The organism is Caballeronia sp. LZ035 (assembly GCF_031451175.1).
Taxonomy (GTDB): Bacteria; Pseudomonadota; Gammaproteobacteria; order Burkholderiales; family Burkholderiaceae; genus Caballeronia.
Genome location: NZ_JARUXS010000005.1, coordinates 128,124 through 152,294, shown reverse-complemented (window position 1 = coordinate 152,294; position 24,171 = coordinate 128,124). Strand labels below are relative to the sequence as shown.

The following is a 24,171-nucleotide window of genomic DNA, read 5'->3' as shown; positions in this document are numbered from 1 at the left end:
AGTCAGTCCTCCAGCCGGTAATGACGTTGATGCGTGAGCTCGATGAGGTTCGGCCCGGCGCTGATAGCCGCCGTGGCCGGCGCGACAGCGGGTCGCTGCCGGCGACGGTGAGTGTTCGCGACGAGATCAAGAGGTGTGGCCGCGCCAAGCAGCTGACCGGTGTCGCTCTCGACGCGTACTACGGTAGCGGTGTGCGGGGAGACGACGAGCACGACGCGCTGGCCGCTGAGTTCGTACGGGACTTCGAAGTAACGGCCGGCCCACGAGACGGTGCCGTTACGACGCACCAGTCGGGAAATACGATGCAGGAACAGTTCATCGAGCTGGGCGGCGAGTGGTCCAAGAAGGCGGATGCGTGGCAGGTCCTGCTGATACCGAGCGAGCGGAGTTTGACCAGCGAGCGAGGTATGGGGTCGACGATGGTAAATCTCCTCGACCCACGCCCACAGCCGGGCGTTGAGATCGGCGAGATCGCGAATGTGGGACCCGTCCAGCTCAGCGAGAAACTGCTCGCGTAGCGTTCTGTGCCACCGTTCCAGTTTCCCCTTCCCTTCGGGCGCATACGGGCGACAGTAGACAAGACGGATGGACAGGCGCGCGCAGATGCCCTGGAGGGTAGAAGCACGATAAGCGGCGCCATTATCGACCACCAGGCGAACTGGAATGCCTCGACGAAGCAGCGCCTGTTTGAGGACGCCCTCGACCTCGAGCGCAGTCTCGGCCGGACAGAACGCGCAGTGCGCGATTAACCGCGAAGCGTCGTCCATCAGCGACACGAGATACGTCTTCGTTCGACGCCCACCGAACGACAGTGTGGGACCGTGCATCACGTCGCCGTACCAGATCGAGCCGGCGTGCTCGGCCTCAAAGCTGCGCTTCTCCTCCGGTACGACTTCGGGAGAGGCAATGCGCGAGAGCCCGTGAGCCTTGAGCAGGCGGTGCACGGCGCAGCGAGAGAGCGTGTCGTGCGGCACGAGCCCGGCGGCCTCAAGCAGCAATCGGATCTGACGGATTGAACGGCGCGGATTCTCCCGCTTGGCGGCCAGCACGGCACTCTGTATCGCGGCGGGCAACTTCGACTGGCCGGCGGTGGTGCGCGGCCGGTCAGAAAGGCCGGCGAGCCCATGACGCCGCCAAGCGTAGTACCACGCCTGCAGCGTCTTCTCGCTGATATAGCGCCGTCGTGAACCAGGTATTGCGTACTCCTGACGGGCTAGCTGGCGTACGATCAGCTGCAGTTCGCCGCGGCCGAGGCGCTCGCGGCTGACGAGCGGCCCCAGTACCGACAGGCGAAACAGGGCTTTGGGATCGATGTCGTTCACGAAATCTCCGTTTTAAATAAGGGAGACTCCATAAAAGGCGAGATTGAGGGTCAGCGTGAGGAGCAGAGTGTGTGGGTATCCATTACGAGTCGAGTGAACCCCGTCGCGCACGACGCTGCCACCATCACATCACGGGACATCAAGACCGTCAGAATCGAGCCACGCCATCGCGCGGGCGAGCGACATGCTGGCAAAGCACGCGCGCCAGAATGCCGTGTCGCCATCGGTGCTGCCAAGCTCCGGGAAACGGCCGCGCAGCGCAAATGCGAAACCGGCACCATGCCCACACAGCCAGCGCCACCAGCGGCCTACCGTTCGCCGGTCAACGCCGACAACCGCGGCGATGCGGCGCAGCGACATGCCGGACATGCACAGGGAGAGCACCAGCTGCTGCAATGCCCAGCCGTACCAGCGGCGCGGGCAGAAGCACAGCGGCAGGCGCGAACAGGTACGGCAACACGCCGTGCAGCGAAAGCGCGGCACCAGAACGGGATTCAGGGCGCCGGCTGTGCTGCGATCAGCCTTGCGGTCGTAAAAGCCATGCCCCCAAAGGCTGGCGACGCCGCAGTGCGGACAACGCGGGGGACGGTAGGCTTCGAGCGTGAAGAGGATGGCGCGCTGGTGTTGCTCCAGCGCGCGATGGGCGTGTACGATACGATGCATAGGCCGGTCAGTTCTGGAAAACGTGCGGGGTCTGGACAACGTCGCACGATACCAGAGGTGCATCGGCCTTCTTTACGCCTGCAGCGTCGCGCGCTACGCGCGGAAAAGTTCACAACATCGTTCTCGCTGTCCGCGCGACAAACATCCCCTGTTCCATCTCATATTGCGCGCGCCATAACAGTCAACGCAAACCTGCTCCGCAAATGGATCATGCGCTACCAGCAGGAGCGGGACGGCGCCAGCACGGCCGCGCTCCCGGCACCAGTCGAGACGTCAGCATTTGTCCCTGTCGCCACGCTCAATGCACCGCCGCGCGGGCCGGCATTGCGCCTGCAGGCAAGGTTACCCAACGGCGTCGAGCTGGACCTGGGCGAGGCGACCACCGACGAGGTATCGTCAATTCTGCAAATGCTATGCATGCTGCCATGTTCCGTTTCGACCAGGGGCTGAAAGTCTACCTTCATCGTGATGCGGTCGATTTCCGCAAGAGCATCAACGGGCTTGCGGCGCTGGTCGAGCAGTCAATGATGCTCGATCCGTTCGCACGTGCGGTCTACGCATTCAGCAATCAACGGCGAGACCGCGTGAAGCTGCTTGTCTGGGACCGCAACGGCTTCTGGTTATTGACGAAACGGCTCGAGCAGGACCGTTTCGTATGGCCGCGCAAGGAAGTGGTCCTGCAGTTGCGCTCCGAGCAGCTGCACTGGTTGCTCGACGGTATCGATATCGAAGCGATGCGCAGCCATCCAGCACGTTATTATGATCGCGTGAGCTGAAACGCGTACCTGCATCGCTGGTCTAATCCAGCGATGTCTTCTCCTTTCTCGCCGCCCACCGACGAACTGCAGGCCCTGCGCGCCGAACTCGCTTCCCTCAAGGGCGAGTTACGCGTGGTGACGGTCGAGCGCGACCTGTTGCGCGAGAAGCTGAAGGCGTTCCAGCGGCAGCTGTTTGGCGCGAAGAGCGAAGCACGCGACGGCGACCAGCGCGACCTGTTCCTGAACGAAGCCGAAGCACTGGCGGCTGGGTCCGAAGCGGCACAGGAGAGCGCGCCAGAAGACGACGTTGAAAAATTGGCGCGCACAAGCGCAAGAAGCGCGGGCGCAAGCCCCTGGATCCGATGTTGCCTCGCGAGGTCGTGCGCCATGAGTTGCCCGAAACCGAACGCGTCTGCGCTCATGACGGCACGGCACTGATGGAGATCGGTGCCGAGATCAGCGAGCAGCTCGATATCGTGCCGCAACAGGTTCGCGTGATCCAGCACCAGCGCATCAAGTACGCCTGCCCATGCTGCGATCTCGGTATCAAGGTCACGCCGGCACCCGCGCGCATCATCCCGAAGGGACTGCTAACCGAGTCAGCATTGGCGTGGGTAGTCGTCAGCAAGTTCGTCGATGCACTGCCGCTGTACCGTATCGCTGCGCTGCTGCACCGCTTCGGAGGCGACCTGTCACGCGCAACGCTGGCCGCCAGCGTGGTCCGTGTAGGTCTTGCGGTGCAGCCTCTGATCAACCTTCTGCGCGATCAGCTTCTGGACGCTGACATCGTGTACGGCGACGAAACGACCGTGCAGGTGCTCAAGGAGCCTGGCCGGGCGGCGCAACGCAAGAGCTACATGTGGGCACAGATGAATGGTACCGGCCCACCGGTACGCCTGTTCAGCTATAGTCCGACGCGCAGCGCGGCGCAGGCCGCCGTGCTCTATGCTGGCATCAAACCCGGCGCGGTGTTGATGAGCGACGGTTATGAGCCGTACAACGAAATCGCGCGAACAAACCAGCTGGTGCACCTCGGATGCTGGGCGCACGCGCGACGCTACCTGATTGAGGCCGAAGAGGACCTGCCGAAGGAGCAGCGCGGCGGCGATCATCCGGTGAGTGAATTCATCCGGCTGATCGGTCAGTTGTTTGCGGTTGAGGCACGCTCCGAAGACATGGCGCCGGAGCAGCGGCAGCAACTCAGACAGGCCAGGAGTCAGCCAGTTCTCGATCAGATCGAGGCGCTGCTCTCGCGTCATCTGAACACCGTGTTGCCGCAAAGCGGGTTCGGCAAAGCGCTTCAATATCTGCGAGGCCAGTGGCCGAAGCTCGTTCGCTACGTCGGCAACGGAGCGTGGCCCATCTCGAACAACCCGTGTGAGAACGCGATCAGACCGTTCACTGTCGGCCGCCGCAACTGGCTCTTCAGCGATACCGTCGCCGGCGCAAACGCCGCCGCCAACCTGTATTCGCTCGTGCAGACCTGCAAAGCGAACAGCATCGATCCCTACCAATACCTCATCGCGCTGTTCAAAGGTCTGCCGCATGCGCACACCGCCGACGACTACGAGGCTCTGCTACCCTGGCGATTGAATCCACACGCGGCCTGACGCATATCGCGTGGCACCGCACAAGGGACGTCGTCTAATGCGCGCTTACTATTATGCGGCCCCGTTTTTCGTGTGGGTCGGGCTGCAAGTAGATGACGACGCCTCGACGCTTGAAATCTTGACGGTTGTCATGTCGCAGCGTTGCCGCACCGCCAGTCGCCAACACAATTCCTCGGCCGCGACTGTGCATTTACGACATGCGCCTCCCGCCGACGGAGGGCCTCCTCGCCTTCGAGTTCGAAGATCGAAGATCGAAGAAACGCCACGCCGGTTTGTGCAACGGCCGCCACAGACAGCGCGCGAGCGCGCGGCCCACCGTGGTTTTTCCGGCACTCATCAGTCCAACGAGGTATGGGTTCGTTTTTGCGTGAGCCTCTTGCAACTCCAGTTTCTTCACGAGCCTAAAGTCGCTCGACACGTTCGTCGGCGCCCTCCTATTTCCAGATGAACCCGCCTAGCAATCCTCCTCCCTTGTTAGGAAAACGCTGATATCGAGAACACGTCCGACGCGGTACGGTGCAATACGGTCACATTACGCAGGTGAGTGCGCGACAGCCTCGCGTTGACAACGCCATGGACGATAAATGTGACTGGCTCCCCTCGAGCTTCGACGGCCTTGAATGGTGGCGGCAAGCCTCCGCAGAGATCGAGTTATTGGTCATTGCCGACAGTGAAGAACCGGGACCAGGGCGTTGGCTGTGGGTGGTGCGTCGGATGGACGGCAACGATGCTGGCCAGAGCAGCTTCGGCATGTCTGCAACGCTCGATGAAGCGAAAGAGGCGGCCGAAAAAGTTTGGAAAAATAGTAGAAAATTCTGATTCAGCTTTCCGAAGGTGGCCATCGCGTTAAATCGTTGGTTCTCGCGTCGGGCAACAAATTCAGCCGCCGCCTGCGATGGTCCTTACGACCACTTCACAGACGCACCGATCGGCTTGGTGAAGCTCACCGTACGCTTGCCCTTCTCTTTCTAAGGGAAACTGGCTGAGCGCAAGGTCAGGTGGTTCGGAGCGAATCAATACGATGAAGTTCTTCGCGAGCGCAGAAGAGAAATGGCGCCTTCCTAAGCGTCATTGAGCGATTTGGGCGCTCATCGAGATGAGCGCACGGCCATACTGTGTCCGACTCGCTCGACAGTTGCAAAGCATCACCGTTGAAGCGTCGGACAGGTGCGTGTCCGCCTGCGGTACGCTGTCATTCCGTGTCGGAATGTCGATTGCTTGATCAGTTCACCATCCTTGCGGAGCATGTCATGGAACCCAAACCTCCTCTGAATCCCGGCGACGAAGCAGATCCGGGCACACCAGGCGCCGGCGAGGATATTTGTCCGGCATGTGACGGTTCAGGCCAGCTCGACGGTGCGAAGTGCGAAACCTGCGGCGGCACAGGAAAGATCATACAAGGCGTTGGCGGTGGTTGACTGCGCCTTGCCGGTCGACGCAGATGTGCTCGTTGCGATGAAAGGGGCTGTGCGCCGGCCCTTTGTTCCATCAATCCCAACCTGCAGGTTCGTCCGTGTGAGGCTACTCGCCGGGTTCCGCAGTCGAAGGATAGCGAGTCCCGTTCACGTTTACTGCCATGGGAGAGTTCCGGCGCACGAATGGCGCATTTGGACAAGCACCCTTCTCAATCCGCACCCCTTCGGCTTTCAACCGTTCTACGAAGGATGGTCGGCTGCTTCTACGGCCGCAACGTACCGACTTCGCTTAACTGATAGAGTGGCTCGATGAAAGACAACGTCGCGCTACAAAAAGAACGCTCGACACTAGAGAAGGCCGACGCGGACATTGAGCAAGCGTGCCTGCGCGTTGAGCAACAGCGCACCATCCTACGTATGTTGGAGATAAGGGGGCACGATATGGTGGACGCAGCTAAGCTTCTCGAAACGTTTCTCGGCACAGTGGAGGCGATGCGGCTTCACCGTACTGCGATAATTCACGAGATCGAGCGTCTTCAAAGAGATTAGATAACAGCAGCCCCCGCTGATGGTGGTCTCAATGACACCCGAAGTGGAAATGGATCTACCGTTGTCTTTCCCTCCGCCCCGCTAAGGCATCCAACTGCCGCCCTCTTCACTTCGATCGCCTGCAGTGTTCGAAGCACGTCGGCGCAACTGTTGCCAAGCCACGCCAAGTCAAATACGACGAGCACGTCCTGCGGCCATAGCCGGTTGATGAGGTGCTGTAAGAGGTGTCTTTCCGACGCCGGCATCGGCGAACGGACCGCACCGACATACACATTCTCGTCACGCACTTCAAGATTGAGGGAGGCCAGGTTACGCTCGGCGCATTCGCGACGAACATCGTCTTCGTCGCGAATAAGAACGAAAATCGTCATATCGCTTAACGACCGGACCGGCCAAATTTGTATTTAGTCAGGATTCGAGCTCTTCCGCAGTTGAGCGCAATCAACGGCCGGCAGGATACGGACCTCAACGTTCGGTCCAAGCAAGCGCGCGCGCGTCAGTGCTTCTTGTTCCGTCGAGACGGTGGTAACGCGCACTCCGTCCGGTCCCGGTACTTCAATCTGCCAGCCGCCGCTTGTGCAGGGTCGAACGATGATTTCGGCGTCGTCAGCGCCCTCTGGCGTCAGCACTCGATGTCCTCCTTTGCAGTTGCAGGCGAGATGAGCGTTACATTCATTCTAGTAGAAGGTAGCGTAGCGTCAAAAAGGGGATTTCACCGATGCGCCTCGTCAGGCGTGAGCCGTCTGCGAGGCGAGGCACGCGGGCACTGTTTCGGGTCCGCGCGAAGCTGTAAATGACGAAAAGCTTCTCATTTTCGTCATGAACACGATCATGATCGCCCATCAAACAGCTGCCACTGACGCCCCGGAGTCGCACCTATTTACGTTTCAGGTTGACGGCGGTGACGTATCACGGTCCCAACAGGTGACGTTGCGCACGGCGCGAGTCCTCGGGCGCGAACTCGGTAAGCACACCGCGCTGGGTGCGCTGATGCGAGCCATCGCCAGCGCCGAGCCGAGCGACTACGACGCCTGGTCGGCACCCGTTACGCAGGTACGTAAAAGTAGCTCGCCCGCAGGCGGATGCATCGCCAGCCGTAAAATTTTCGATCTTCGTCGGCCGTCGACGGTCCCTCGCGCCCGCAAGACATGCCGCACGGCGTTATGCGTCCCCGTCAGCGTAATAGCGGGCGGCCGCTTCCAGCATGCGGCGCTTCTCCGCCTTGACGTAGATGGAGGTGGTTTGCAGCGACGCGTGACCGAGGATCGACTGCACGACGTCGGTCGGCATCTCGCGCGCCACGGCACGCGTGCCGAAGGTATGGCGAAACGCGTGCGCGGAGGTGTTCACCAATTGCACGAGGTGCTCCGTGGTCAGCTCCGCGAGCGATGCCGGATCCGCGCGCAGCGCGATCACCAGACGCTTGACCGCCATGCGCACCAGTCGCCCGAGTGCGTCAGCTGTGTAAGGAACGCCCGTCGATACGCCCACCGCGTCGCCGTCCCCTGCTTCTGCGCGCTCGTGTCGGAGCTGCGCCGCGTCGGTGCCCGGAATCCAGATCGGCGCGATCAGCGGGCCCGCGGCATCCGTCTCGAAATCGAGTCCACGATCAGCCCAGTGCGCCCGCAGCGCATCGACCGTCGGACCGCTGACCGGCACCGTCCGTTGTTTTCGCCGCTTGCCCACAATGCTCAGTGTCCAGACCGTTCGTGCGCGCGGAACCGGCGCGGCGCTTGCCACGTCACTCCCTTTCGACTTGCGCGCTGGCTTGGACTCGCTCGCGATGTCCGACGGCCGCAGATCTTCGCGTCGGGCCTGCGCCGCCTCGGCGCGTCGCAGGCCCGAGTCCCCCATTAACAAAATCGCCGCGCGCGCCGCACGCCATTGACAACCCGCCTCTTGCGATGCCCGCGCGATTGCTGCCCGCCCGTTTGTTGGCGGCCCGATTACTGCTCGCCCATTTGCCCACCTCGCCTCTCTCGTGGTCGAAGGCGATCGGAGCGGCGCCGTGAAGTCGAGTAGCTTGTCGCACTGCGCATCGAGCAGCCGCCGCACCTTGGCCCACAACTCGGCCGGTAACGCCCGGTCGACCTGGACCGACGACTCGCGAATCACGGTGGCGGGATCCTGCACGGCACTCCATGGATTGCCGGCCAGATAGCGCACCTCGACCAGCCACGCGAACGCGGCGCGAATCACGCGCACCGCATAGGCCTGGCTGTCGATGGACAGCCCGTCCGGTGCGAACGGTCGCCAGCGTCCGCTGCTGCGCGGGCGCTTGGGTCCTGTGAACGCCGCCGACGGCGCCCCTAAAAAATCCTTGTACGCTTCGCAATCCTCGACCATCAGCGAGGACAGCGCTTTCTGTCGCACCACCACGCTCCACAAGATCAGCCGCTCAAGTTCCCGCGTGTACGCCCGCAACGTCACCGGTCGATCGCGATAGCGATGCAGGTACGCGTGCACCGCTGCCAGATCGTGTTCGGCCCGAATGAACGCGAAGCTGCCCGCGCGGTTCACGCCGCGACGCGCGCCGTGTGCGCCCTCCCCACCCGATAGCTCGGCCGGTACCGCCAAGGCTTCGAACGGCGCGAGTCGCGGCGCGCTTGAATCCCCGCCGGCCACGATCGGCTCTGGCTGACACGCTGAACGCACCGCGAGTTCAAGCGGGCGCGCGTCGACATCGTCAGCGACGCGCGCGCCCAGACTTTTCTCGTGACGACGCAGCCACGCGACGAGCGTCGCCGCGCGTAAGGGACCGATGCGGGGCACCGCGCGCCACCAACTGCCGCCCCGCGCATTGCAGTAGTCGACGAGCGTACCCAAGGTCGCGATGCCCTCACCGATCAGGCGCCGCGCGATCAGCGGGCGGAACCACAGCTCGACCGGATGCGTGAGCGTCGGCGTCGCGGCCGCGAGGCCCGCGGCCTGTTCGACCATGCGTAGCGTGACGGCGGTGAGTCGCGCGCTGCCGTGTTGCTTGATGGACGCCTTGAGGTGATCGGCCAGCACCGGCGAGCCATGCAGCAACGCTAGGCTGACCAGGTCGTCGCGCATCTGGCGCAGGTAGCGTTCGGCCGCTTCCGGGGTCGCGGCGTGCGGCGCGCGCTCCGCATCGTAGTACAGCCGCGCGATGGTGGCCGATGGCACCCGCTGCACGAATGCGCGGAGCGCCGTGAAGTCCGTGCGCGTGTAGGTGCGCGGTGGTGGCAGGGTCAGTTGCTGGGGCTGGTTCGCCATCGGAGTGTGAGGTGAGATCGGGTGTCGGCGCTAGGCGTCGCCGCGTTCGACTCGCCAACCTTCGAGCGCCAGACGCGGATCGGCGACGACTTCGCTGAACTCTCGCCGTGGGTCACATGAGGCTGGATCGGCTGGAACGCCCTCCCCTATTGGCTTGGCGAGAGGCGTAAAACGCATTATACCCCATAAAACCCATTAAACCATTCACTGCTAATAAGCATTATCAGGATTGCCAATCAAACTAGAGGGGCCGTGTTTGAATTTTGACCGCGACGAGATTCACGCTTGATTCTCGCTGCACGAGTCGCCAGCGACCCAGCGCACCGGTCGGAAATAAGCTGAATGCGCGATCCTATGGGCGATCGTAGAGCGCGGTCGCGCGTTATCGTCGCTAACAATCGAGGATGCGGTAACGTACTGCGCGGTTCCGCGCCGGCCAACCATGCAGGCGCCGTGGGCGGGGCCGTTGCGCCCACGCCATTCGTCAGATTGCCGCCAGTTCCGCGGTGCCCTGTCCATGTGATCGACGACGACTGGCGGCGAAGTTCTTTTGGCGACGCGAAAAAGGGTTAATAGGGTATAGACCATTAGTTGCGTATTTTCGACGCGCGAAGAGTCACGCACGGCTCCGACGACTCTTCCTATGACGCTGTTTGCAATGTCGCAGCGGCTCGCTGAAGTGTGCAGGCGTGTTAGTGCACCGATGTATTAAAGCGCGGCTTATGCTGCAGCACACGGGTCAGCCTTGCGCTCGTCACCCAACGTATTGCGACTGCGGCGCCGTTCAAGATAACCGCACGCTTCATTTATCGACCAGGCCAATTTCCACCTGCGCAACTTCTTGCCGAAGGCCAGGCTTCGAGCAATAGCTTCGGAACCAATTCCGGGAACGAGACGCGACGCGTCTCGAATTGGTAGCAACGGTCGTGATGAGAAGGCTCGTTCACCTTGAATTATTGGCTCGATGTTTCGGCGACTGGCCACAGGCTCAAACTGCTAGAGGCTGTTGAAGCGAGAGTTTTAAGGGGGCCATGGGTGAATGACTAGCTCGTCCCCACGCGGTCGGAGAACATTCACGGCGATTTGCGCCATAAGCCAGTCACACTATCAACCGTTCTGTGCTGCCCTTGCACTGTCAGTCGTTCATGACGGTGCTTGCCAGCTTCGGCGCTGAACAGATTTAGTTTCAGACCGCAGACGACCGAGGGATGCGCTATTGGAAAGTCGAATGACAAGAAGTGCCGCGTCCGGAAGTCGACCGCTCTACGTTGATACTGTTGGGCGCACCAACTGTCGTAGCCCTCGAAGACTGTTCCATGAGGCTGCGCAGCGTCGAAAAAGACAATAGAGCCAAATTCCAGCGGAATACGCACGTCGACATTGGGAAAGAGCAGATCCAGACCGTCCCTCTGCGACAGCCACACGACACAGAATCCGTATTGAGCAAAGTTCTCTGCATCTGAGTGAAAGCTCGCCCCCTGACACACCACGGGTGTATGGCGGCTTAAGCGCATGGCGTCAGCCATCCCGTAAGCGCTCGCCCATTTGAGGGTTGCTTGCTCGATGTCTGCGAAAAGCGGGTCCACCCCCAGCCCGACGGATGGCCCGCCATGTTCAATGAAGCCAGGCTCCCCTGATTCATATGCGCCGCTCCAGTCGCACATGATGTTTTCGGGCAATTCGTCGATCTCTATCCGGCCGTGCAGCACGACGTCACTGACACTCCGTCCGGCTGGTCCTGCTTCATCGGGAAGTGACACGTAGATGCCGTTCCCAGACGTCTTAATCAGCCCTCTACGTTCACTCAGCACCACGAGTCGTCCTTCCGAGTCGTCTGCAATTTTGAAGTGCACGAGAAAATCTCGCTTGCTGCGGATGGATCTTGTCGTGAACGCCTCCGCTTCACCCTGCTTTCGTGACTTCTCCTTCACACGGACAAACTTAACGACTCAAACAGCAGAGACCGCGCGAGAGAACGGTTGATGCCCGATTATCGCAATAACGTTCTGACAGCATTCGGCGCGACATCAAACGTTTCCTAATCAAGTTCGACGAAACTCTCCGTCGGCGCGCTCCGTTGTTATGGCAGGTCGCCGACTGCCTTTTTGAAGTGTCACGAGGACGAAGACGGTAGGCGACTGAGACCCCGATCTGTGCGCAAGAAGAGACGCGAGAACGTCTTCGTCCCGCCAGATGTTGCTGATGGTTTTTCGCGTGACGGATTCTTTAACCTCGGCTTCGTCGAACCGAATTCGTCTGCTTCGGGGCAGTTCAATTTCTCAGCCTTATCGCGCGGGTAGTGATGTCGCCGAATCGAACGCGTCGGTGGCCTCGCGGAACAAACCCATCTGCAAGACGTCCTCGTGCAGAGGATCGTCAAAGATCGAGCCGGTTTCGCGGAATCCGAGAGATCGATAAAGGTTGATCGCAGCGACGTTATCTGCGGCCACACTCAAGCTGATGCAGGTTACGTCCTGCATGCTTTTAGCATAGGCGATCGCTGCTGCGAGCAATAGCTTTGCCACGCCGGTATTTCGATGATGGCGTGCGACAAAGACACCCCAGATGTGGGCAACATAGCGTTGTTCAAAGATCGCGTGACATTGCACACTCGCGACCCCAATGAGTTCAGTCTTGTTGAAGGCACCAAAGGTACTTCGGATAGCTGTCGACCGCAACGTTTCACACGATTCATCGGCATCGCGAACATACATGTCGCTCATGATGGGCTCGTCGGACGATGGCGGTTGTTGCGAAGCCGAACGCTGGAGAAAGCAAAAGGCTGCGGCGTCGCCTGAAGACAATGGGCGGATCAGCATAAAACTAAGTGATAACGTGAGCGGATGACGTCGGTATGGAGATTCGGCGAAGCTGCGATCTCATTCGTCGTAGCTGCCTGGGTGACTGCAAAGGGCGCCGTCATGCATGGGGCGATCGCGTTTCCACCTACTGCGAGCCACGTTCAAGCTTGAAATTCGCTTCGGCATAAGCGGCATTGCAACTCCACACTTCGTTCCCGTCACGGTGGAAAATCGCGACGCCGCGTGCGATGGTGCACGCCGCCTGAGGATAAACGGATCCGTGACCGTTCATTGCTGCGGCGAGCGCGTTGCGCTCCTTGCACGTTGCGGTGTACGTTCCGTTCAAGACTTTTTTTTGTCGATCGCCACAATTATGAATTCCTAAATAGCTTCCGATATCGCCGCTTCAGTGCGGTTCCAACGGGTAACCTTCGCGGAGCGCAGCATTCCCAAACCGCCTCGTTCGCGTCGGTGCGGGTCGCTGAACCACACCACCTTCTTCGGATCTGGTCACTTGGCTCCGTTGGTCCCTCGCACAGCCAGCATCGTAACGGCACTTCATAAAGCCGCAATCAATCTGCTCGCACGTCGGGTCGGGTGACCCTCCGCTTGGCTCACCGGCGCCGCAACGTCTTATCAGAGTGTGCGATTTTTCGCGCTCGCAGAACATCTCAATCGGCTTGAATTCGGACTTGCTTGTACATCGCAGGCCCGCCGATTTGGCCGACCGCCGTGATCTCGCGTTGCTTGTCGTAGCGGGATTCTTTGCGCACTTCGTAGCCGTCCTCATCATGGTGCAGGCGAGCGATGTGCTCGGCGACGGTGACCACCTCATCATGAGTCGCTGCGAGATCCCGCATTACCAGGCTGTCTGGGAGCGAGTAAAGACATTCGAGTAACGTTGCCACGTTGTCACCTCAATCGTATATGCGGCACACGCGAGCCCGCGGGGTCACCGGATAGCACGTCGACAGATCAAACAAGGCGTGGCAGGCCGCAAGATCGATGTGCCATGTTGCGCACTCAACGTTGAGGGGATTCCATTTTCCGAGCCGACAATCTTGCAAACCTCGACTTCTGACCCATCTCGGGCGTTGGCTCGCCAACATATTGATCTCCCTGCTCCTCCATCATCTTTCATCGCATCGTTGTTGCAAGTTGCGACGACACTTCGAAGGTCAGGACCGCTCGCTTCGATAGCGCAGTTCGCGCTGACTGCGCACGGCCAAAACGAACACCGCATCGAACTCCGGCAGGTAGCGGTATAACGCGAGATAGCCATGCGCCCCGTTTGAAATCACTAACTCTCGCAGACCGCTTGGCGTCTCAACGGGGCGCCCGATCATCGGGCTCGACTGCAGTATGTCTATCGCTAGGATGATGTCATCGATACGCTGAGCGGCGTGCTCGGGCGTGTGTTCGAAAAGGAATTCGAAAATCCGATCGAAGTCGTCTTGTATCTCCGGGGCGAGGATTATTCGCGCCATCGCTTAACCTGGGGCGCTGAGGACGCCTCCCCGGCCGCCCGATCACGAAGGTGGGTCCGGACATCATTCCAATCGAGCCCCTCCCCGGTTTCCAACATGCGCGCGAAGCGTGCGTTGCCCTCTTCCAGAAATGCGTGCCGCAGTTCCTCGTGAGCAACTCGCTCGGCGATCGCGTCCAACATAAAACTGTGCGCGGTGGTGCCGCCTTGCTGCGCGAGTCGGGAGACCCGATCACGCAGCTCAGGCGGCAGGCGAAGGGTGGTGGTGGACATAGTGGACCTCATGTGTCACAGGTGTGCTACATTTTACGCGCATCTCAGTGGAAGGCAAGCGACGCCGACCTCTGCGCCCTTCCCTGCTTCCCGTGCCGCATCACATTTGACATAGGGGCTGTAACGTCGAGCAGATGGCTTTCACGATCGTTTAAAACGCCCGATTGAACTCGCCCGAGCCTTTCACGCCAAGCAATCACCCTCTTCGATCGGCACGCCTTTGCTGGTCCGCCAAGCCGACAGAACTATTGATCTCACGTTGATCTAGAAGACCTACTGGAATGCGGTGTCCTTTGTTTCGATCAAAAGACGATTCTGCGATGTATCTGCAACTTGGTCCTGGAGGATCCCTGGTCGGCAACGGTCACCAAAACCGTTCAGACACGCGCTCGCCGAGCACACCTTGGCGAGCTGACCAGATCGGTGGCTGCGATGGGGATTAGTTCGTGGCTGGTCTTCGTCTACGAGGTCGCAATCGGGTTGATGCAACTCCACCGCTCCCGCAGCAACTGACCATCCCTGCAACGGTCTTACATTTTTTTGATCCACGACGTCTGCGCCTGCTCGAGCCGGTTGCGCGACAACGCTCGCTCGGTCCATGCTGATTTGGCTAGCTGAACCGCCCCGGATTTTGTGGAGGCTCCGACTCTTGAGAGAATGGAGCCATGAACAAGAAGGTAACCAAGTTTTCCCCGGAAGTGCGAGAGCGCGCGGTGCGTCTGGTGCGCGAGCAGCGTGGCGAACATCCGTCGATGTGGGCGGCGGTCGAATCGATTGCGCCGATGATCGGCTGCACACCGCAGACACTGCACGAGTGGGTCAAGCGCGACCAGGTCGAGCACGGTGAGCGCGATGGCGTGACCACAGACGAGCGCGAGCGCCTCAAGGCCTTGGAGCGCGAAGTCAAGGAGTTGCGTCGTGCCAACGAGATTCTCAAGGTCGCGAGCGCGTTTTTCGCCCAGGCGGAGCTCGACCGCCGTTTCAAGTCCTGAAGGCCTTCATCGATCAGCATCGCGACACCTTCGGGGTCGAGCCGATCTGCAAGGTTTTGCGGATTGCCCCGTCGGGCTACCGACGCCATGCCGCGCAGCTTCGTGATCCGGCGCGGCGCTCTGTTCGCGCAATCCGTGATGAACGTCTGCGGCCTGAGATCGAGCGTGTGTGGCAGGCCAACATGCAGGTCTACGGCGCGGATAAAGTCTGGAAGCAGATGAATCGGGAGCGTATCGCGGTGGCGCGCTGCACGGTCGAACGGTTGATGAAGCAACTGGGTTTGCGCGGCGTGATGCGAGGCAAGCGTGTTCGCACGACGATTCCTGATGCTATAGCCCCGCGCCCGCTGGATCGGGTGGATAGCGTCAAGCAGGAAGTCCGGTTTACCGACATTCATCTTGGCCGGTCGGCCGAGGTGATTGTCGCTGCGTCAGGGAATTATGGTTGTCGCTCCAGTGGAGGTGTCAGCGGGTAATTGACGGCGGCGCTCTTTCTGTTTGTCGCTGGCTGTGCGGCGCCGATAGCTCTCAACATTTAATTCGAAGATCGTCGAGTGATGCACGAGCCGGTCGATGGCCGCCACGGTCATGCCGGGGTCCGGGAAGACGTCGTTCCAGCCAGAGAACGGTTGGTTGGCCGTTATAAGAAGACTTTTCCGCTCATACCTCTCGGCTATCAACTCGAACAGCACACTGGTTTCGGCCTGGTCTTTCCTCACATACGAGAGATCATCCAGGATGATCAGGTCGAACCGGTCGAGCTTCGCGAGCGCCGAAGGTAGCTGTAGACTCTGCCGCGCGACCTGGAGCTTCTGCACGATCTCGCCGGTGCGCGTGAACAACACGCGATAGCCAGCGTCGATTAGTGCATGGCCGATGGCGGACCCCAAGTGACTTTTCCCGCTGCCGGGTGGACCGAACATTAGGATCGTGGCGCCTTTCTCAAGCCACGAGTCTCCGGTGGCCAGCGCCATCACATGCGCCTTCGAGATCATCGGCACCACGCCGAAGTCGAAGGTGGCGAGCGTCTTGGTCAGATCCAGATGTGACTCGGTGCGATGACGCTCGATTCTTCGTTTGGCCCGCTCGGCGAGTTCGTGTTCGAGCAATGCGCCGAGTAACCGGGACGCCTGCCAACTTTCTTTGTCCGAGCGTTCAGCGAAGTCCGGCCACAGCCGGCCGATCGTCGGCAGCCGCAATTCGTTGAGCATCAGCGCGATACGTCCAGCATCGTAGGCGGTGTTCATGCGAGCACCTCCTCAGCGAGCAAGGCGTCGTAAAGCGCGGCGCACGGCATCTCAACGACAACCACCGGACACGCGGTTTGGCGCGGTGCGAACTCATCGAACAGCGCCTTCAGATCGGGCAGTTCACCGAGTTCAAGCAAGGCATCCAGCCTCTCGGCCAGTTGCGCCTCGACGCCGTGGTTTCCTGCTAGATCGAGCAGACCCACCATGGTCTTGCATGCGCTGCGCGGCGTCAGCGCCTGTTCCAGCCGCTCCCAGATTCGACGGTAGGCTTCGCGCGGAAACAGATCGTCACGGAACGCAAGACCCCTGAAGGCCTGCGGCTTGCGTTTGAGAGAATCAATGAAGTGCCGGTAGTCGATGCCGCGACCGCGCCGTTTGCTCGTGTGCGTGGCTCTCGCCGTGCTGTGCACGAGCGCGCCGGACAGATAGCAATCGAGCCGGTCACTGTACAGGCGTACCTTCAGGCGATGACCGATCAGGCGCGACGGGGCGCTGTACAGGACGCAACGCACGGTGAACGTGCCACAGCGTGTCACGCGCGCCTCTTCTTCGTCGAAGTCGGTGGTGCGGTGTTCAGGCAGATCGAGCAGGTGTTCGCGTTCGATCTGGAACGCTGCAGCATTGCGTCGATTGCGGCGCATCACTACCACGCGCACGAACTCGTCGTAAGCGGCTCGGTCCGCAAAGTCACGGTGACCTCGCAGTTCCAGGGCCTGGTCGATCTGATCCTTCAGATAGCGATGTGAGGATTCCACACTGCCGTTCTCATGGCCCATGCCACGGTTGTTGCGCGTGCCTTCCATCCCGTAGTGTTCGAGTAGCGCCGCGTAGCGCGCGGTGAAGTCTTCTTCTTCCTGCAGGTTCCTAAAAGCCGCCGACAGACTGTCGGAGCGGTGTTCGCGTGGGCAGCCGCCGGCCTGCCACAGCGCGTTCTGCAAACCCGTCGCGAGCGCCTGAAAGCTCTCCCCGCCATCGACCACACTGGCGTATTCCCAGCGCGAGAAGGCCAGCACGAAGTGATACAGCAGGTGGTCGAACGGGATGCCGCCGATCGTCACGCACAGCCTGTCCATATGCGTAAAGTCCGACAGGCCTCGCCCGCCCGGCTCATACGTTTGAGGGAAGAACACTTCCCGGTTCGGTCCTTCAAGCGCGCGCCACTGGCTGACGTGCCGCTCAAACGTACGACGCATACTGTCGGGAAAGCGTTCGGGATAGTCTTCCTGCAATTTGCGCAGCAGCGTGATCGCCTTCAGCTTTGGCGCACTGCGCAGCAATGGAACGACTCCGGTTTCCCATACCTCGGCAAACGGATCAGGACGCGATCGCCAGTAGCGCCGGGGCTGCTGAGAGGGAAGCCCAGCTTCACGTTCGACGCGTCTCGCCGTTCGCTCGCTCATGCCCGCCTTCGCTGCGGCGACCTTCTGCGAATGAAGTTTGCGCTGGTTCATATAGAGGCGGACCTGTTGGTCGGTGATGCGGGTTCCAGACATGGGCTGACCGCCTCTTTTTAAGATTCAGTCAGCCATCCTAGACCTCGCCGATCCGGCGCCGCCGGCAGCTCGTCGTCTGCAGCGGCTACGCCGCCTCCGACTCCTCACTACCGGCCAAGATGAATGTCGGTACACCGGACGAAATCATTGTCGCCCCCCAATCGGGTCAATCGCCAGTTCAAGGCGGCACGGCCGAACCAGCTCTGGGTCTCGGATTTCACCTACGTTTCGACGTGGCAGGGCTGGCTGTATGTGGCCTTCGTGATCGACGTGTTCGCTCGCCGTATCGTCGGCTGGCGCGTCAGCTCCTCGATGACCACGGACTTCGTTCTGGATGCACTTGAACAGGCGCTTTACGCGCGGCGCCCAGGGGACGAAGGAACCTTGATACATCATTCGGACAGAGGGTCGCAAGGCGGATTCAACCGGTCGTCGCAACACCTTTGATCGAGGAGGTGTTGCATGGCACGAAGTGCAAAGCAGGTGTATCGGCTGACAGGGCGAGAGGCGATGTACTCGCCGGGTGCGCCATCACTGGGACATGAGATCGAGCGTCGGTTCTGGCAGCAGATCGCAACCGGCATTACGAGCGAGAAAGCAGCGGAGGCGATAGGCGTATCTCAAGCGGTAGGCTCGCGCTGGTTCCGCTATCGTGGCGGCATGCCACTATTCATGTCGAAGCCTGTCGCCGGTCGATACCTGTCGTTCGCTGAGCGAGAAGAGATAGCATTGCTTTCTGTCCAAGGCCTCGGGGTGCGCGAGATCGCCCGACATATTGGACGCAGTCCATCAACCGTTTCGCGAGAGCTCACGCGCAACGCGGCGACACGTAATGGGTGTCTCGAGTATCGTGCTTCGGTCGCGCAGTGGAAGGCGGAACGGTTCGCCAAACGGCCAAAACCAGCGAAGCTGGCAACTAATGCACGTCTGCGTCAATACGTTCAGGACCGCCTGGAGGGCAAAGTACGTGACGCCAATGGTCGTGAAATTGCCGGGCCCAGACAGGCACCGTTCAAGGGGCGAAATAAGCCGCATCGCGGTGACCGAAAGTGGGTTAACGGCTGGTCACCTGAACAAATTGCTAACCGGTTGCAGGCTGATTTCCCGGATGATGAATCTATGCGCATCTCTCACGAAGCCATTTATCAAGCGCTCTATATTCAGGGGCGCGGCGCGCTCAAGCGTGAGCTGGTGGGTTGCCTTCGCACCGGCCGTGCGTTGCGGGTTCCACGAGCGAGAGCGCGCGCCAAGGCATGGGCGCACGTCAGCGAGGAGGTAATGATTTCCAGTCGGCCTGCAGAGGTGCAAGATCGTGCGGTGCCAGGCCATTGGGAGGGTGATTTGATTATCGGCTTAAACCGATCAGCCATCGGGACGTTGGTGGAAAGATCAAGCCGATTTACGATGCTCGTGCACTTACCTCGCGAGAAAGGCTATGGGCTAATTCCGCGCACGAAAAACGGGCCTGCGCTCGCCGGCTATGGAGCTGTGACGATGGCCAACGCACTCAAGAAGACCGTGGCGGACTTGCCGGCTCAGTTGTGGCGATCATTGACCTGGGATCGCGGCAAAGAGCTGTCCGATCACGCCCGCTTCACGATCGAGTCTGGCGTGAAGGTGTTCTTCGCTGACCCGCACAGCCCATGGCAGCGTGGTACGAACGAAAACACCAATGGCCTTCTACGACAATACTTTCCAAAGGGCACAGACCTGTCCCGGTGGAGCGCTCGCGAGATTCAGGCCGTTGCCAATACATTGAATACCAGGCCCCGGAAAACACTCGGCTGGAAGACGCCTGCGGAGGCTTTGGACGAATACCTAAAATCTGTTCAATAATCTAGTGTTGCGACGACCGGTTGAATCCGCCCAATACGTCAGCATTCGCTACAGCGAACGGCTGGCCGAAGCGGGCATTGAACCGTCGGTCGGCAGCCGGGGAGACAGCTATGACAACGCCTTGGCTGAAACGATCAACGGCTTGTACAAGGCTGAACTGATTCATCGCCGTACCTGGAAAACGCGGGAATCCGTTGAACTGGCAACGCTGGAGTGGGTGGCCTGGTTCAATCATCATCGATTGATGAAACCCCTCGGCTATATCCCGCCCGCCGAAGCTGAGGCAAACTACTATCGGCAGCTTGAAACAGCTGCCGCTGAACCGGCATTAACTTAAACCAACCAGCCTCCACGATTCTCGGGGCGGTTCAAGCACTAGCGTGGTCGACGACAGTTGACGGGTACGATGCCTGTAGGACTCAACTCAATCGCACCGAACCGATTGGAAAACGTGGTGGCGATTTCGCGAGCCGCGCGTGATCTCGAGGGATGGCTCCGGCTTAACCCCGCGCAATCAACGTTTGTCGCCGAGACACGCACTCAAGTTAAGGATTCAGCAGTGCGGGTCATCGCGATTGATTTGCCCACTGCAACAAGTCATCGACTGATCAATATTCACCGCGTTGGCTGGCTGAGTCCCGTGCTGCCGGTGTGCCGACCAATCTGTTGCCTTGCGTACACATCAACTCGTGAGGGTAACGTTTGATACAGATTGCATAGTGAATATTACGAAAAACCTCGAACTATGTCGAAGGGGACGTCTAACGCCGCTCTTCCGCATGCTTAGCATGTATTACTTCAGAAACCACTTTAAGAGACCGTGAAACACTACGCAGTTTTCGCCCGTAAGCCACGCTCAGTAAGGCTTAGACGACCACGAGATCTTTGTTTCGAATGTTTCACGGCTTTCGGCATAGCCGTCTTTATCTGGCTTAAGTGGTCCGCAACCGAGGCAGTGAGTTTGCGAGGAGTGGAAGCCGCTGAAGATTCGATACAGTGGCTTGAATCGCGCGGGGTTGGGTCAGTACAAGAAGACGTCAGGCTAATTCTCTCGATAATCTGACCCCGTTTTATTGCAGTCATGAATCCTTGGGCCCGCTGCTCGGCAGAACGGCGTGTCACGCGCTCTGAGACGTTGTAGACCATGAGGGTTGCGCCCTCCTCTACCACCGTAGAGCGAGTCGTACCGGCTGCGTTCATGAACGTCTTGTCATCGAGTGCCCGTAGACGCTGCTCAGCGTCCTGACGTGCGGTGAGGGCTTGGCTCTGCTGGAGTATGACGGCGGCCTCGGAACTGGTTCCCGAAGTCCGTGGGACTCGCCAGCAAAGCCCGCAGATAGCTGATCGGGTGCTCGCTTGGTTCAGGTGGGCCCAGCAAACTTCCACGACACCGATCAGACGCTTGCCAGCTTCACGAACTTCGCGCATGAGTTTGAAAATCAGGAAATCCAAAAAGCCAGGGCGTATTAGCACCGTCTGCCACACTGGCGGGCCAAGACGAGGAGCAACGTCAGATTCGCTCGCCATTTCGCTCGTGCGACGCTAGTCAATTCATCGTCTGCCTGCCGACTCTAGCGTGTGACCACGCGGCGCGAATGATCGGCGCAGGGACGGCCGACATATTGAGACCAACATGCGTACTCGCTCAGCGGTCATCGATGAGCATCCGCTTTTGGTCTTTGGCCTCGTTCGCCGCCCAACCTGGTGCTCCGCGTCGGCGACTTGCTTCGCTTCTCTTGCGCATGCGCTCGCCGTTGGGGCCCCGTTCGGTCGCCGTCGTCTCACTCAGATCGTTGCGTCCCGGCGCCTCGATCGCCATCTTGGGAGTGACCCGTCGTACCAGCGCATGCCGGCAATGTGCGGAGTTTGTGGACACGTCGGTAGTTTCATTTCGATTGAGGCAATCGAGCTGGCTCGGTCCACGTGTCGTGCTCGTCACTGGGTTCGTTGATGTCGCGCGACGCCGGGCGATTCATGTGGACCTCAGAGGGCGGCCGTATGCGCTGCGTCACGCGCCCGCTGCCCGCACCTTTAGGAGCTGACGCAGGCCAGCGATGTGCTCCCGCACTGCACCCGCCACCGGAGGCTTCTCGTGTGGCATCGATGCCGTGCAAGGCTGGGATTTGCCCAATGCTTCCCGTTGCGCATGGGCAAAGCGTTCGAGATCCAGCGCAGTGGCGGGACGAAGTTTCCCGGACGCGAGCGCCGTCGCAAACGACGGCATCCATCCGGCGGCCTGGCGGCCGATGCGCTCCGTGAGGCTGAAGATCGTCAGCGAGTCACCCCCGGCCCCGATCACAAACTGGCGGGTGTGGTCCGCGTCGATGAACGTGCGGCCGGCATGTTGGAGGGCAAGGGCCCGGGCGTCGACATGCTGCTGCGCGCGCGCTTGCTCGGCATGGTGGTCGGCGGTCCGACGGCACACCAAGCGGGCGAAATCGACCGGATTGCGGAGCAGGGCGCGGAGGTAGTTGATCGGTGCCTTGGCAAGCTTCAGGTGGTCCCAGGTGGCTTCGACGACATCGGAGAGGCGCTTGCCTTGTTCACGCGCCTCGCGCATAAGTTTGAAAATCAAGAAATCAAAAAACCCCAGGGTGCGCAGGCGCTGAAGATCCGCAGGCAGTTGGGCCGGTTGTCTCTTTTGAAATACAGAAGGGCTTAGATCCTTATATATTCCACCGTCTGCCACATTGGCAGACGGTGCAGTCAAAGAAGGCTTGGCCAAGGCGGGTGCGATTGATGAGGGCGTCTGGGCGGGTTTGTTCTCGTGCGTCCGCGAAGGCTCAATGAGGCCGAGGAGGCTCGCGGCACGTTCTGTGAGATGAAGGTAGGCGCGACCAAACAATCCGGCTTCGACATAGCGGCCCTGCGGGCGACGCTCGACGAGTCCGGCGACCTCGAGATCGTCGAGACTGCGATAGAAGGTGCGCATGGATTGCAGCGCGCGGCCAGTGAGCAGCTCACGGCGCGCGAAGATGGCGGCGAACGGTTTCGCGGCGTCGACCGTACGAGCGAGGGCAGAGAGCACCGCGCGAGCCCGCGGCGGAATTTGTTCGATGTGCGCGGCGCGAAACGCCGCCCGGAAGATAATCCAGGGCAGGTTGGTCGAGTCGCAGCGAAAAGCGGTGAGGGCGGCCGAATCTTCGGGGTGTACTTCACCCTCGCTAGCAACGAAGCGTTGCGCGATAGACATGTCTAGCGGTCCATTTCAGTGAATGGATGGTTTTCGCTTGACTGTCGATCTTGTTGCGCTACACTCCGGGTTGAGCGTTGTACCCTTTCCGGTTTCCAGCCGGGGAGTGTGGTGCTAGGATTTCCAGCCAAGCCCACTTACGCAAAGGCCCTCAGTTTCCAGCTGGGGGCCTTTGTCTTTCAGGCTTTAGGTTTGCATCGGTCTTAGTTTCGTCACGAAAGGTCAATAAAAACAGAGACTTAGAAAATTGAGTTGCAACTAGAAAAGCTTGGCGGAAACTCTAAGTAACTGCTTGCACACGAGTTTCGTGCCGAAAGTCATTACTTCAATTTCGACTCGATTAGGGCTTGAATTTCCTTGGCCCATTCGTTTGCACGCTCTGCCTCCACCTTCAGTCGCACACCAATCACGCCGCCGCGCGTGGTGATCTCGCAGTAGTTCTTCTTGCCTTGCTTAACGATTAGCGTCTCGGCGAGAGGGGGAGTCCTTGCAAGCTTAGCCTGCACGCTCGAAACTGCCTCCTTCTGCGTGTACCGCTCTTCCTTAACCAAGCGCTCAACGGCCTTGACGACTTCGCTCGTTCGCCCCTCCGAATGCGCGCGCGAAAGCTGAGCGGCGGCGTCGGCACCCAGTCTTTCAGGACGCTCTTCGAGGGCGGCTTTTGCGTCGGCCGGCAATCCGTCAAATGCAAAGATCTTGCTGACGTGGGATTCCGACAATCCAACCGCGGTGGCCAATTCCTGCTGGGTCAGGGCGTTTGCAGCTTCTTGAAGGCGCTGAAAGTGCCAGTATTTCTCGTAGTCGGAAAGCGAGGGAGCGAAAAGATTGGAAAAGAAGGCCAGTCGTTCGGCCTGACCGGGATCCATTTCGGAGACTATTGAGTCGATCTCGTCGATACCCAAGTCTCGATAGATCGCAACGCGGTTGTTGCCAGCGTTGATATTCCATTCCCCGTCTTCGCGTGCCTCCAAGATTACGGGGTGCACAAGCGGATGCTGAGCCAAGTTTGCTTTAAGTTCGGCGTATTGCTCGACGGTAAGCTTACGACGGCGCCCAGGAACCTCGTGGAGCTTCGAGATAGGGCGCTTAGCACGTGCACCCTTGTCCAACTGCATCTTGAGATTGGCAATCTCTTTGCGTTGCCGTTCTGCGGTCGCTTGCAACTGCATCAATTGGCCCGGCGCTGTGCGAGCAGGTACGGGTTGGACGTCCAGGGCTTTTTCCTTGTCCTCGGCCGTCACCTGAATGTTCTTCGCCCGAGCAGCCTGTTCCTTCATCCATGAAGCCATT

19 protein-coding genes, 5 pseudogenes and 1 other annotated feature are annotated in these 24,171 nt (G+C 60.1%); of the genes and pseudogenes, 10 read left to right on the top strand and 14 right to left on the bottom strand.

Features of this window, described 5'->3' with window-relative positions; translation table 11 throughout:
• Positions 1-2: 2 nt before the first annotated feature.
• Together QCE88_RS39170 and QCE88_RS39165 are read right to left on the bottom strand one after the other, a co-directional pair.
• Entirely contained in the window at positions 3-1,322 is a 1,320-nt protein-coding gene (locus QCE88_RS39170) for a DDE-type integrase/transposase/recombinase (protein ID WP_309911258.1), read from the bottom strand.
• Between the two features lie 129 nt (positions 1,323-1,451).
• Positions 1,452-1,985, bottom strand: a complete 534-nt coding sequence (locus tag QCE88_RS39165) for a DUF6431 domain-containing protein (RefSeq protein ID WP_309911257.1) — start codon at positions 1,983-1,985, stop codon at positions 1,452-1,454.
• A gap of 425 nt (positions 1,986-2,410) precedes the next feature.
• Between QCE88_RS39165 and tnpB the strand changes: the two genes are divergently transcribed.
• Both tnpB and tnpC read left to right on the top strand, forming a co-directional pair.
• Entirely contained in the window at positions 2,411-2,761 is a 351-nt protein-coding gene (gene tnpB, locus QCE88_RS39160; protein WP_309911256.1) for an IS66 family insertion sequence element accessory protein TnpB, read from the top strand.
• A 33-nt stretch (positions 2,762-2,794) separates the two neighbouring features.
• Positions 2,795-4,353, top strand: a pseudogene (gene tnpC, locus QCE88_RS39155) (IS66 family transposase).
• A gap of 34 nt (positions 4,354-4,387) precedes the next feature.
• Here tnpC and QCE88_RS42150 read toward each other — a convergent pair.
• Positions 4,388-4,543 carry a shikimate kinase gene (locus QCE88_RS42150; protein WP_409018319.1) on the bottom strand — a complete coding sequence of 52 codons (156 nt, stop codon included), beginning with the start codon at positions 4,541-4,543 and terminating at the stop codon, positions 4,388-4,390.
• Between the two features lie 383 nt (positions 4,544-4,926).
• Here QCE88_RS42150 and QCE88_RS39150 point away from each other — a divergent pair, with 383 nt between their 5' ends.
• The 3 genes from QCE88_RS39150 to QCE88_RS39140 all read left to right on the top strand — a co-directional run bounded on the left by QCE88_RS39150 (position 4,927) and on the right by QCE88_RS39140 (position 6,317).
• Positions 4,927-5,172 carry a hypothetical protein gene (locus QCE88_RS39150; RefSeq protein ID WP_309911255.1) on the top strand — a complete coding sequence of 82 codons (246 nt, stop codon included), beginning with the start codon at positions 4,927-4,929 and terminating at the stop codon, positions 5,170-5,172.
• Between the two features lie 395 nt (positions 5,173-5,567).
• The gene (locus QCE88_RS39145; RefSeq protein ID WP_309911340.1) at positions 5,568-5,771 is read left to right on the top strand and encodes a hypothetical protein; all 204 of its coding nucleotides are present in this window, start codon (positions 5,568-5,570) and stop codon (positions 5,769-5,771) included.
• Between the two features lie 306 nt (positions 5,772-6,077).
• A complete protein-coding gene (locus QCE88_RS39140) occupies positions 6,078-6,317 on the top strand; it encodes a hypothetical protein (RefSeq protein WP_309911253.1) in 240 nt (79 codons plus the stop codon).
• Here QCE88_RS39140 and QCE88_RS39135 read toward each other — a convergent pair.
• Positions 6,314-6,688, bottom strand: coding sequence for a hypothetical protein (locus tag QCE88_RS39135; RefSeq protein WP_309911252.1), 375 nt, complete (start codon positions 6,686-6,688; stop codon positions 6,314-6,316). The two genes, QCE88_RS39140 and QCE88_RS39135, sit on opposite strands and share 4 nt — an antisense overlap.
• A gap of 790 nt (positions 6,689-7,478) precedes the next feature.
• Positions 7,479-9,557 carry a phage integrase family protein gene (locus QCE88_RS39130; protein WP_309911251.1) on the bottom strand — a complete coding sequence of 693 codons (2,079 nt, stop codon included), beginning with the start codon at positions 9,555-9,557 and terminating at the stop codon, positions 7,479-7,481.
• 292 nt (positions 9,558-9,849) lie between these two features.
• On the opposite strand from QCE88_RS39130, the pseudogene QCE88_RS39125 reads away from it, so the two are divergent.
• A pseudogene (locus QCE88_RS39125) lies at positions 9,850-10,074 on the top strand (integrase); the annotation flags it as partial.
• A 556-nt stretch (positions 10,075-10,630) separates the two neighbouring features.
• Here QCE88_RS39125 and QCE88_RS39120 read toward each other — a convergent pair.
• The 5 genes from QCE88_RS39120 to QCE88_RS39100 all read right to left on the bottom strand — a co-directional run bounded on the left by QCE88_RS39120 (position 10,631) and on the right by QCE88_RS39100 (position 14,117).
• Positions 10,631-11,410: a hypothetical protein gene (locus tag QCE88_RS39120; RefSeq protein ID WP_309911250.1), complete on the bottom strand. Its 780-nt coding sequence runs from the start codon at positions 11,408-11,410 to the stop codon at positions 10,631-10,633.
• 432 nt (positions 11,411-11,842) lie between these two features.
• Positions 11,843-12,376, bottom strand: a complete 534-nt coding sequence (locus QCE88_RS39115; RefSeq protein ID WP_309911249.1) for a GNAT family N-acetyltransferase — start codon at positions 12,374-12,376, stop codon at positions 11,843-11,845.
• Positions 12,377-13,029: 653 nt separating this feature from the next.
• On the bottom strand, positions 13,030-13,266 hold the full coding sequence (locus QCE88_RS39110) for a hypothetical protein (protein ID WP_309911248.1): 237 nt from the start codon (positions 13,264-13,266) through the stop codon (positions 13,030-13,032).
• A 270-nt stretch (positions 13,267-13,536) separates the two neighbouring features.
• Positions 13,537-13,845: a type II toxin-antitoxin system RelE/ParE family toxin gene (locus QCE88_RS39105; RefSeq protein ID WP_309911246.1), complete on the bottom strand. Its 309-nt coding sequence runs from the start codon at positions 13,843-13,845 to the stop codon at positions 13,537-13,539.
• Complete coding sequence (locus tag QCE88_RS39100; protein ID WP_309911244.1) at positions 13,833-14,117, bottom strand: CopG family transcriptional regulator; 285 nt, start codon at positions 14,115-14,117, stop codon at positions 13,833-13,835. The genes QCE88_RS39105 and QCE88_RS39100 overlap by 13 nt, the downstream gene beginning before the upstream one ends.
• Positions 14,118-14,782: 665 nt before the next feature.
• Between QCE88_RS39100 and QCE88_RS39095 the strand changes: the two are divergent.
• Positions 14,783-15,471: pseudogene (locus tag QCE88_RS39095) on the top strand (IS3 family transposase); the annotation flags it as partial.
• Positions 15,064-15,180, top strand: a sequence feature (AL1L pseudoknot). Its footprint overlaps the pseudogene before it by 117 nt.
• A gap of 69 nt (positions 15,472-15,540) precedes the next feature.
• Here QCE88_RS39095 and istB read toward each other — a convergent pair.
• Together istB and istA are read right to left on the bottom strand one after the other, a co-directional pair.
• The gene (gene istB / locus QCE88_RS39090) at positions 15,541-16,356 is read right to left on the bottom strand and encodes an IS21-like element helper ATPase IstB (protein WP_309911243.1); all 816 of its coding nucleotides are present in this window, start codon (positions 16,354-16,356) and stop codon (positions 15,541-15,543) included.
• Positions 16,353-17,810 (bottom strand): IS21 family transposase, encoded by a 1,458-nt coding sequence (istA, locus tag QCE88_RS39085; protein WP_409018321.1) that lies wholly within the window; start codon positions 17,808-17,810, stop codon positions 16,353-16,355. Before istA ends, istB begins: the two co-directional genes overlap by 4 nt.
• A gap of 195 nt (positions 17,811-18,005) precedes the next feature.
• Between istA and QCE88_RS39080 the strand changes: the two are divergent.
• The 3 genes and pseudogenes from QCE88_RS39080 to QCE88_RS39070 all read left to right on the top strand — a co-directional run.
• Positions 18,006-18,266: pseudogene (locus tag QCE88_RS39080) on the top strand (DDE-type integrase/transposase/recombinase); the annotation flags it as partial.
• Between the two features lie 48 nt (positions 18,267-18,314).
• Positions 18,315-19,688, top strand: a complete 1,374-nt coding sequence (locus tag QCE88_RS39075; RefSeq protein ID WP_309911240.1) for an IS30 family transposase — start codon at positions 18,315-18,317, stop codon at positions 19,686-19,688.
• A gap of 28 nt (positions 19,689-19,716) precedes the next feature.
• Positions 19,717-20,025, top strand: a pseudogene (locus tag QCE88_RS39070) (integrase core domain-containing protein); the annotation flags it as partial.
• 1,671 nt (positions 20,026-21,696) lie between these two features.
• Here QCE88_RS39070 and QCE88_RS39065 read toward each other — a convergent pair.
• Positions 21,697-22,881 carry a Replication protein O gene (locus QCE88_RS39065; protein WP_309911239.1) on the bottom strand — a complete coding sequence of 395 codons (1,185 nt, stop codon included), beginning with the start codon at positions 22,879-22,881 and terminating at the stop codon, positions 21,697-21,699.
• Positions 22,882-23,201: 320 nt separating this feature from the next.
• Positions 23,202-24,170: a ParB/RepB/Spo0J family partition protein gene (locus tag QCE88_RS39060; RefSeq protein WP_309911238.1), complete on the bottom strand. Its 969-nt coding sequence runs from the start codon at positions 24,168-24,170 to the stop codon at positions 23,202-23,204.
• Position 24,171: the final 1 nt, after the last annotated feature.

What these genes read in the sequence shown, in the direction of transcription:
- QCE88_RS39060 (WP_309911238.1), bottom strand. Translation starts at nt 24,170, where the DNA reads ATGGCTTCATGGATGAAGGAACAGGCTGCTCGGGCGAAGAACATTCAG.
- QCE88_RS39150 (WP_309911255.1), top strand. Translation starts at nt 4,927, where the DNA reads ATGGACGATAAATGTGACTGGCTCCCCTCGAGCTTCGACGGCCTTGAA.
- QCE88_RS39075 (WP_309911240.1), top strand. Translation starts at nt 18,315, where the DNA reads ATGGCACGAAGTGCAAAGCAGGTGTATCGGCTGACAGGGCGAGAGGCG.
- QCE88_RS39165 (WP_309911257.1), bottom strand. Translation starts at nt 1,985, where the DNA reads ATGCATCGTATCGTACACGCCCATCGCGCGCTGGAGCAACACCAGCGC.
- istB (WP_309911243.1), bottom strand. Translation starts at nt 16,356, where the DNA reads ATGAACACCGCCTACGATGCTGGACGTATCGCGCTGATGCTCAACGAA.
- QCE88_RS42150 (WP_409018319.1), bottom strand. Translation starts at nt 4,543, where the DNA reads ATGCACAGTCGCGGCCGAGGAATTGTGTTGGCGACTGGCGGTGCGGCA.
- QCE88_RS39105 (WP_309911246.1), bottom strand. Translation starts at nt 13,845, where the DNA reads ATGGCGCGAATAATCCTCGCCCCGGAGATACAAGACGACTTCGATCGG.
- QCE88_RS39135 (WP_309911252.1), bottom strand. Translation starts at nt 6,688, where the DNA reads ATGACGATTTTCGTTCTTATTCGCGACGAAGACGATGTTCGTCGCGAA.
- istA (WP_409018321.1), bottom strand. Translation starts at nt 17,810, where the DNA reads ATGAACCAGCGCAAACTTCATTCGCAGAAGGTCGCCGCAGCGAAGGCG.
- QCE88_RS39140 (WP_309911253.1), top strand. Translation starts at nt 6,078, where the DNA reads ATGAAAGACAACGTCGCGCTACAAAAAGAACGCTCGACACTAGAGAAG.
- tnpB (WP_309911256.1), top strand. Translation starts at nt 2,411, where the DNA reads ATGTTCCGTTTCGACCAGGGGCTGAAAGTCTACCTTCATCGTGATGCG.
- QCE88_RS39115 (WP_309911249.1), bottom strand. Translation starts at nt 12,376, where the DNA reads ATGCTGATCCGCCCATTGTCTTCAGGCGACGCCGCAGCCTTTTGCTTT.
- QCE88_RS39065 (WP_309911239.1), bottom strand. Translation starts at nt 22,881, where the DNA reads ATGTCTATCGCGCAACGCTTCGTTGCTAGCGAGGGTGAAGTACACCCC.
- QCE88_RS39100 (WP_309911244.1), bottom strand. Translation starts at nt 14,117, where the DNA reads ATGTCCACCACCACCCTTCGCCTGCCGCCTGAGCTGCGTGATCGGGTC.
- QCE88_RS39130 (WP_309911251.1), bottom strand. Translation starts at nt 9,557, where the DNA reads ATGGCGAACCAGCCCCAGCAACTGACCCTGCCACCACCGCGCACCTAC.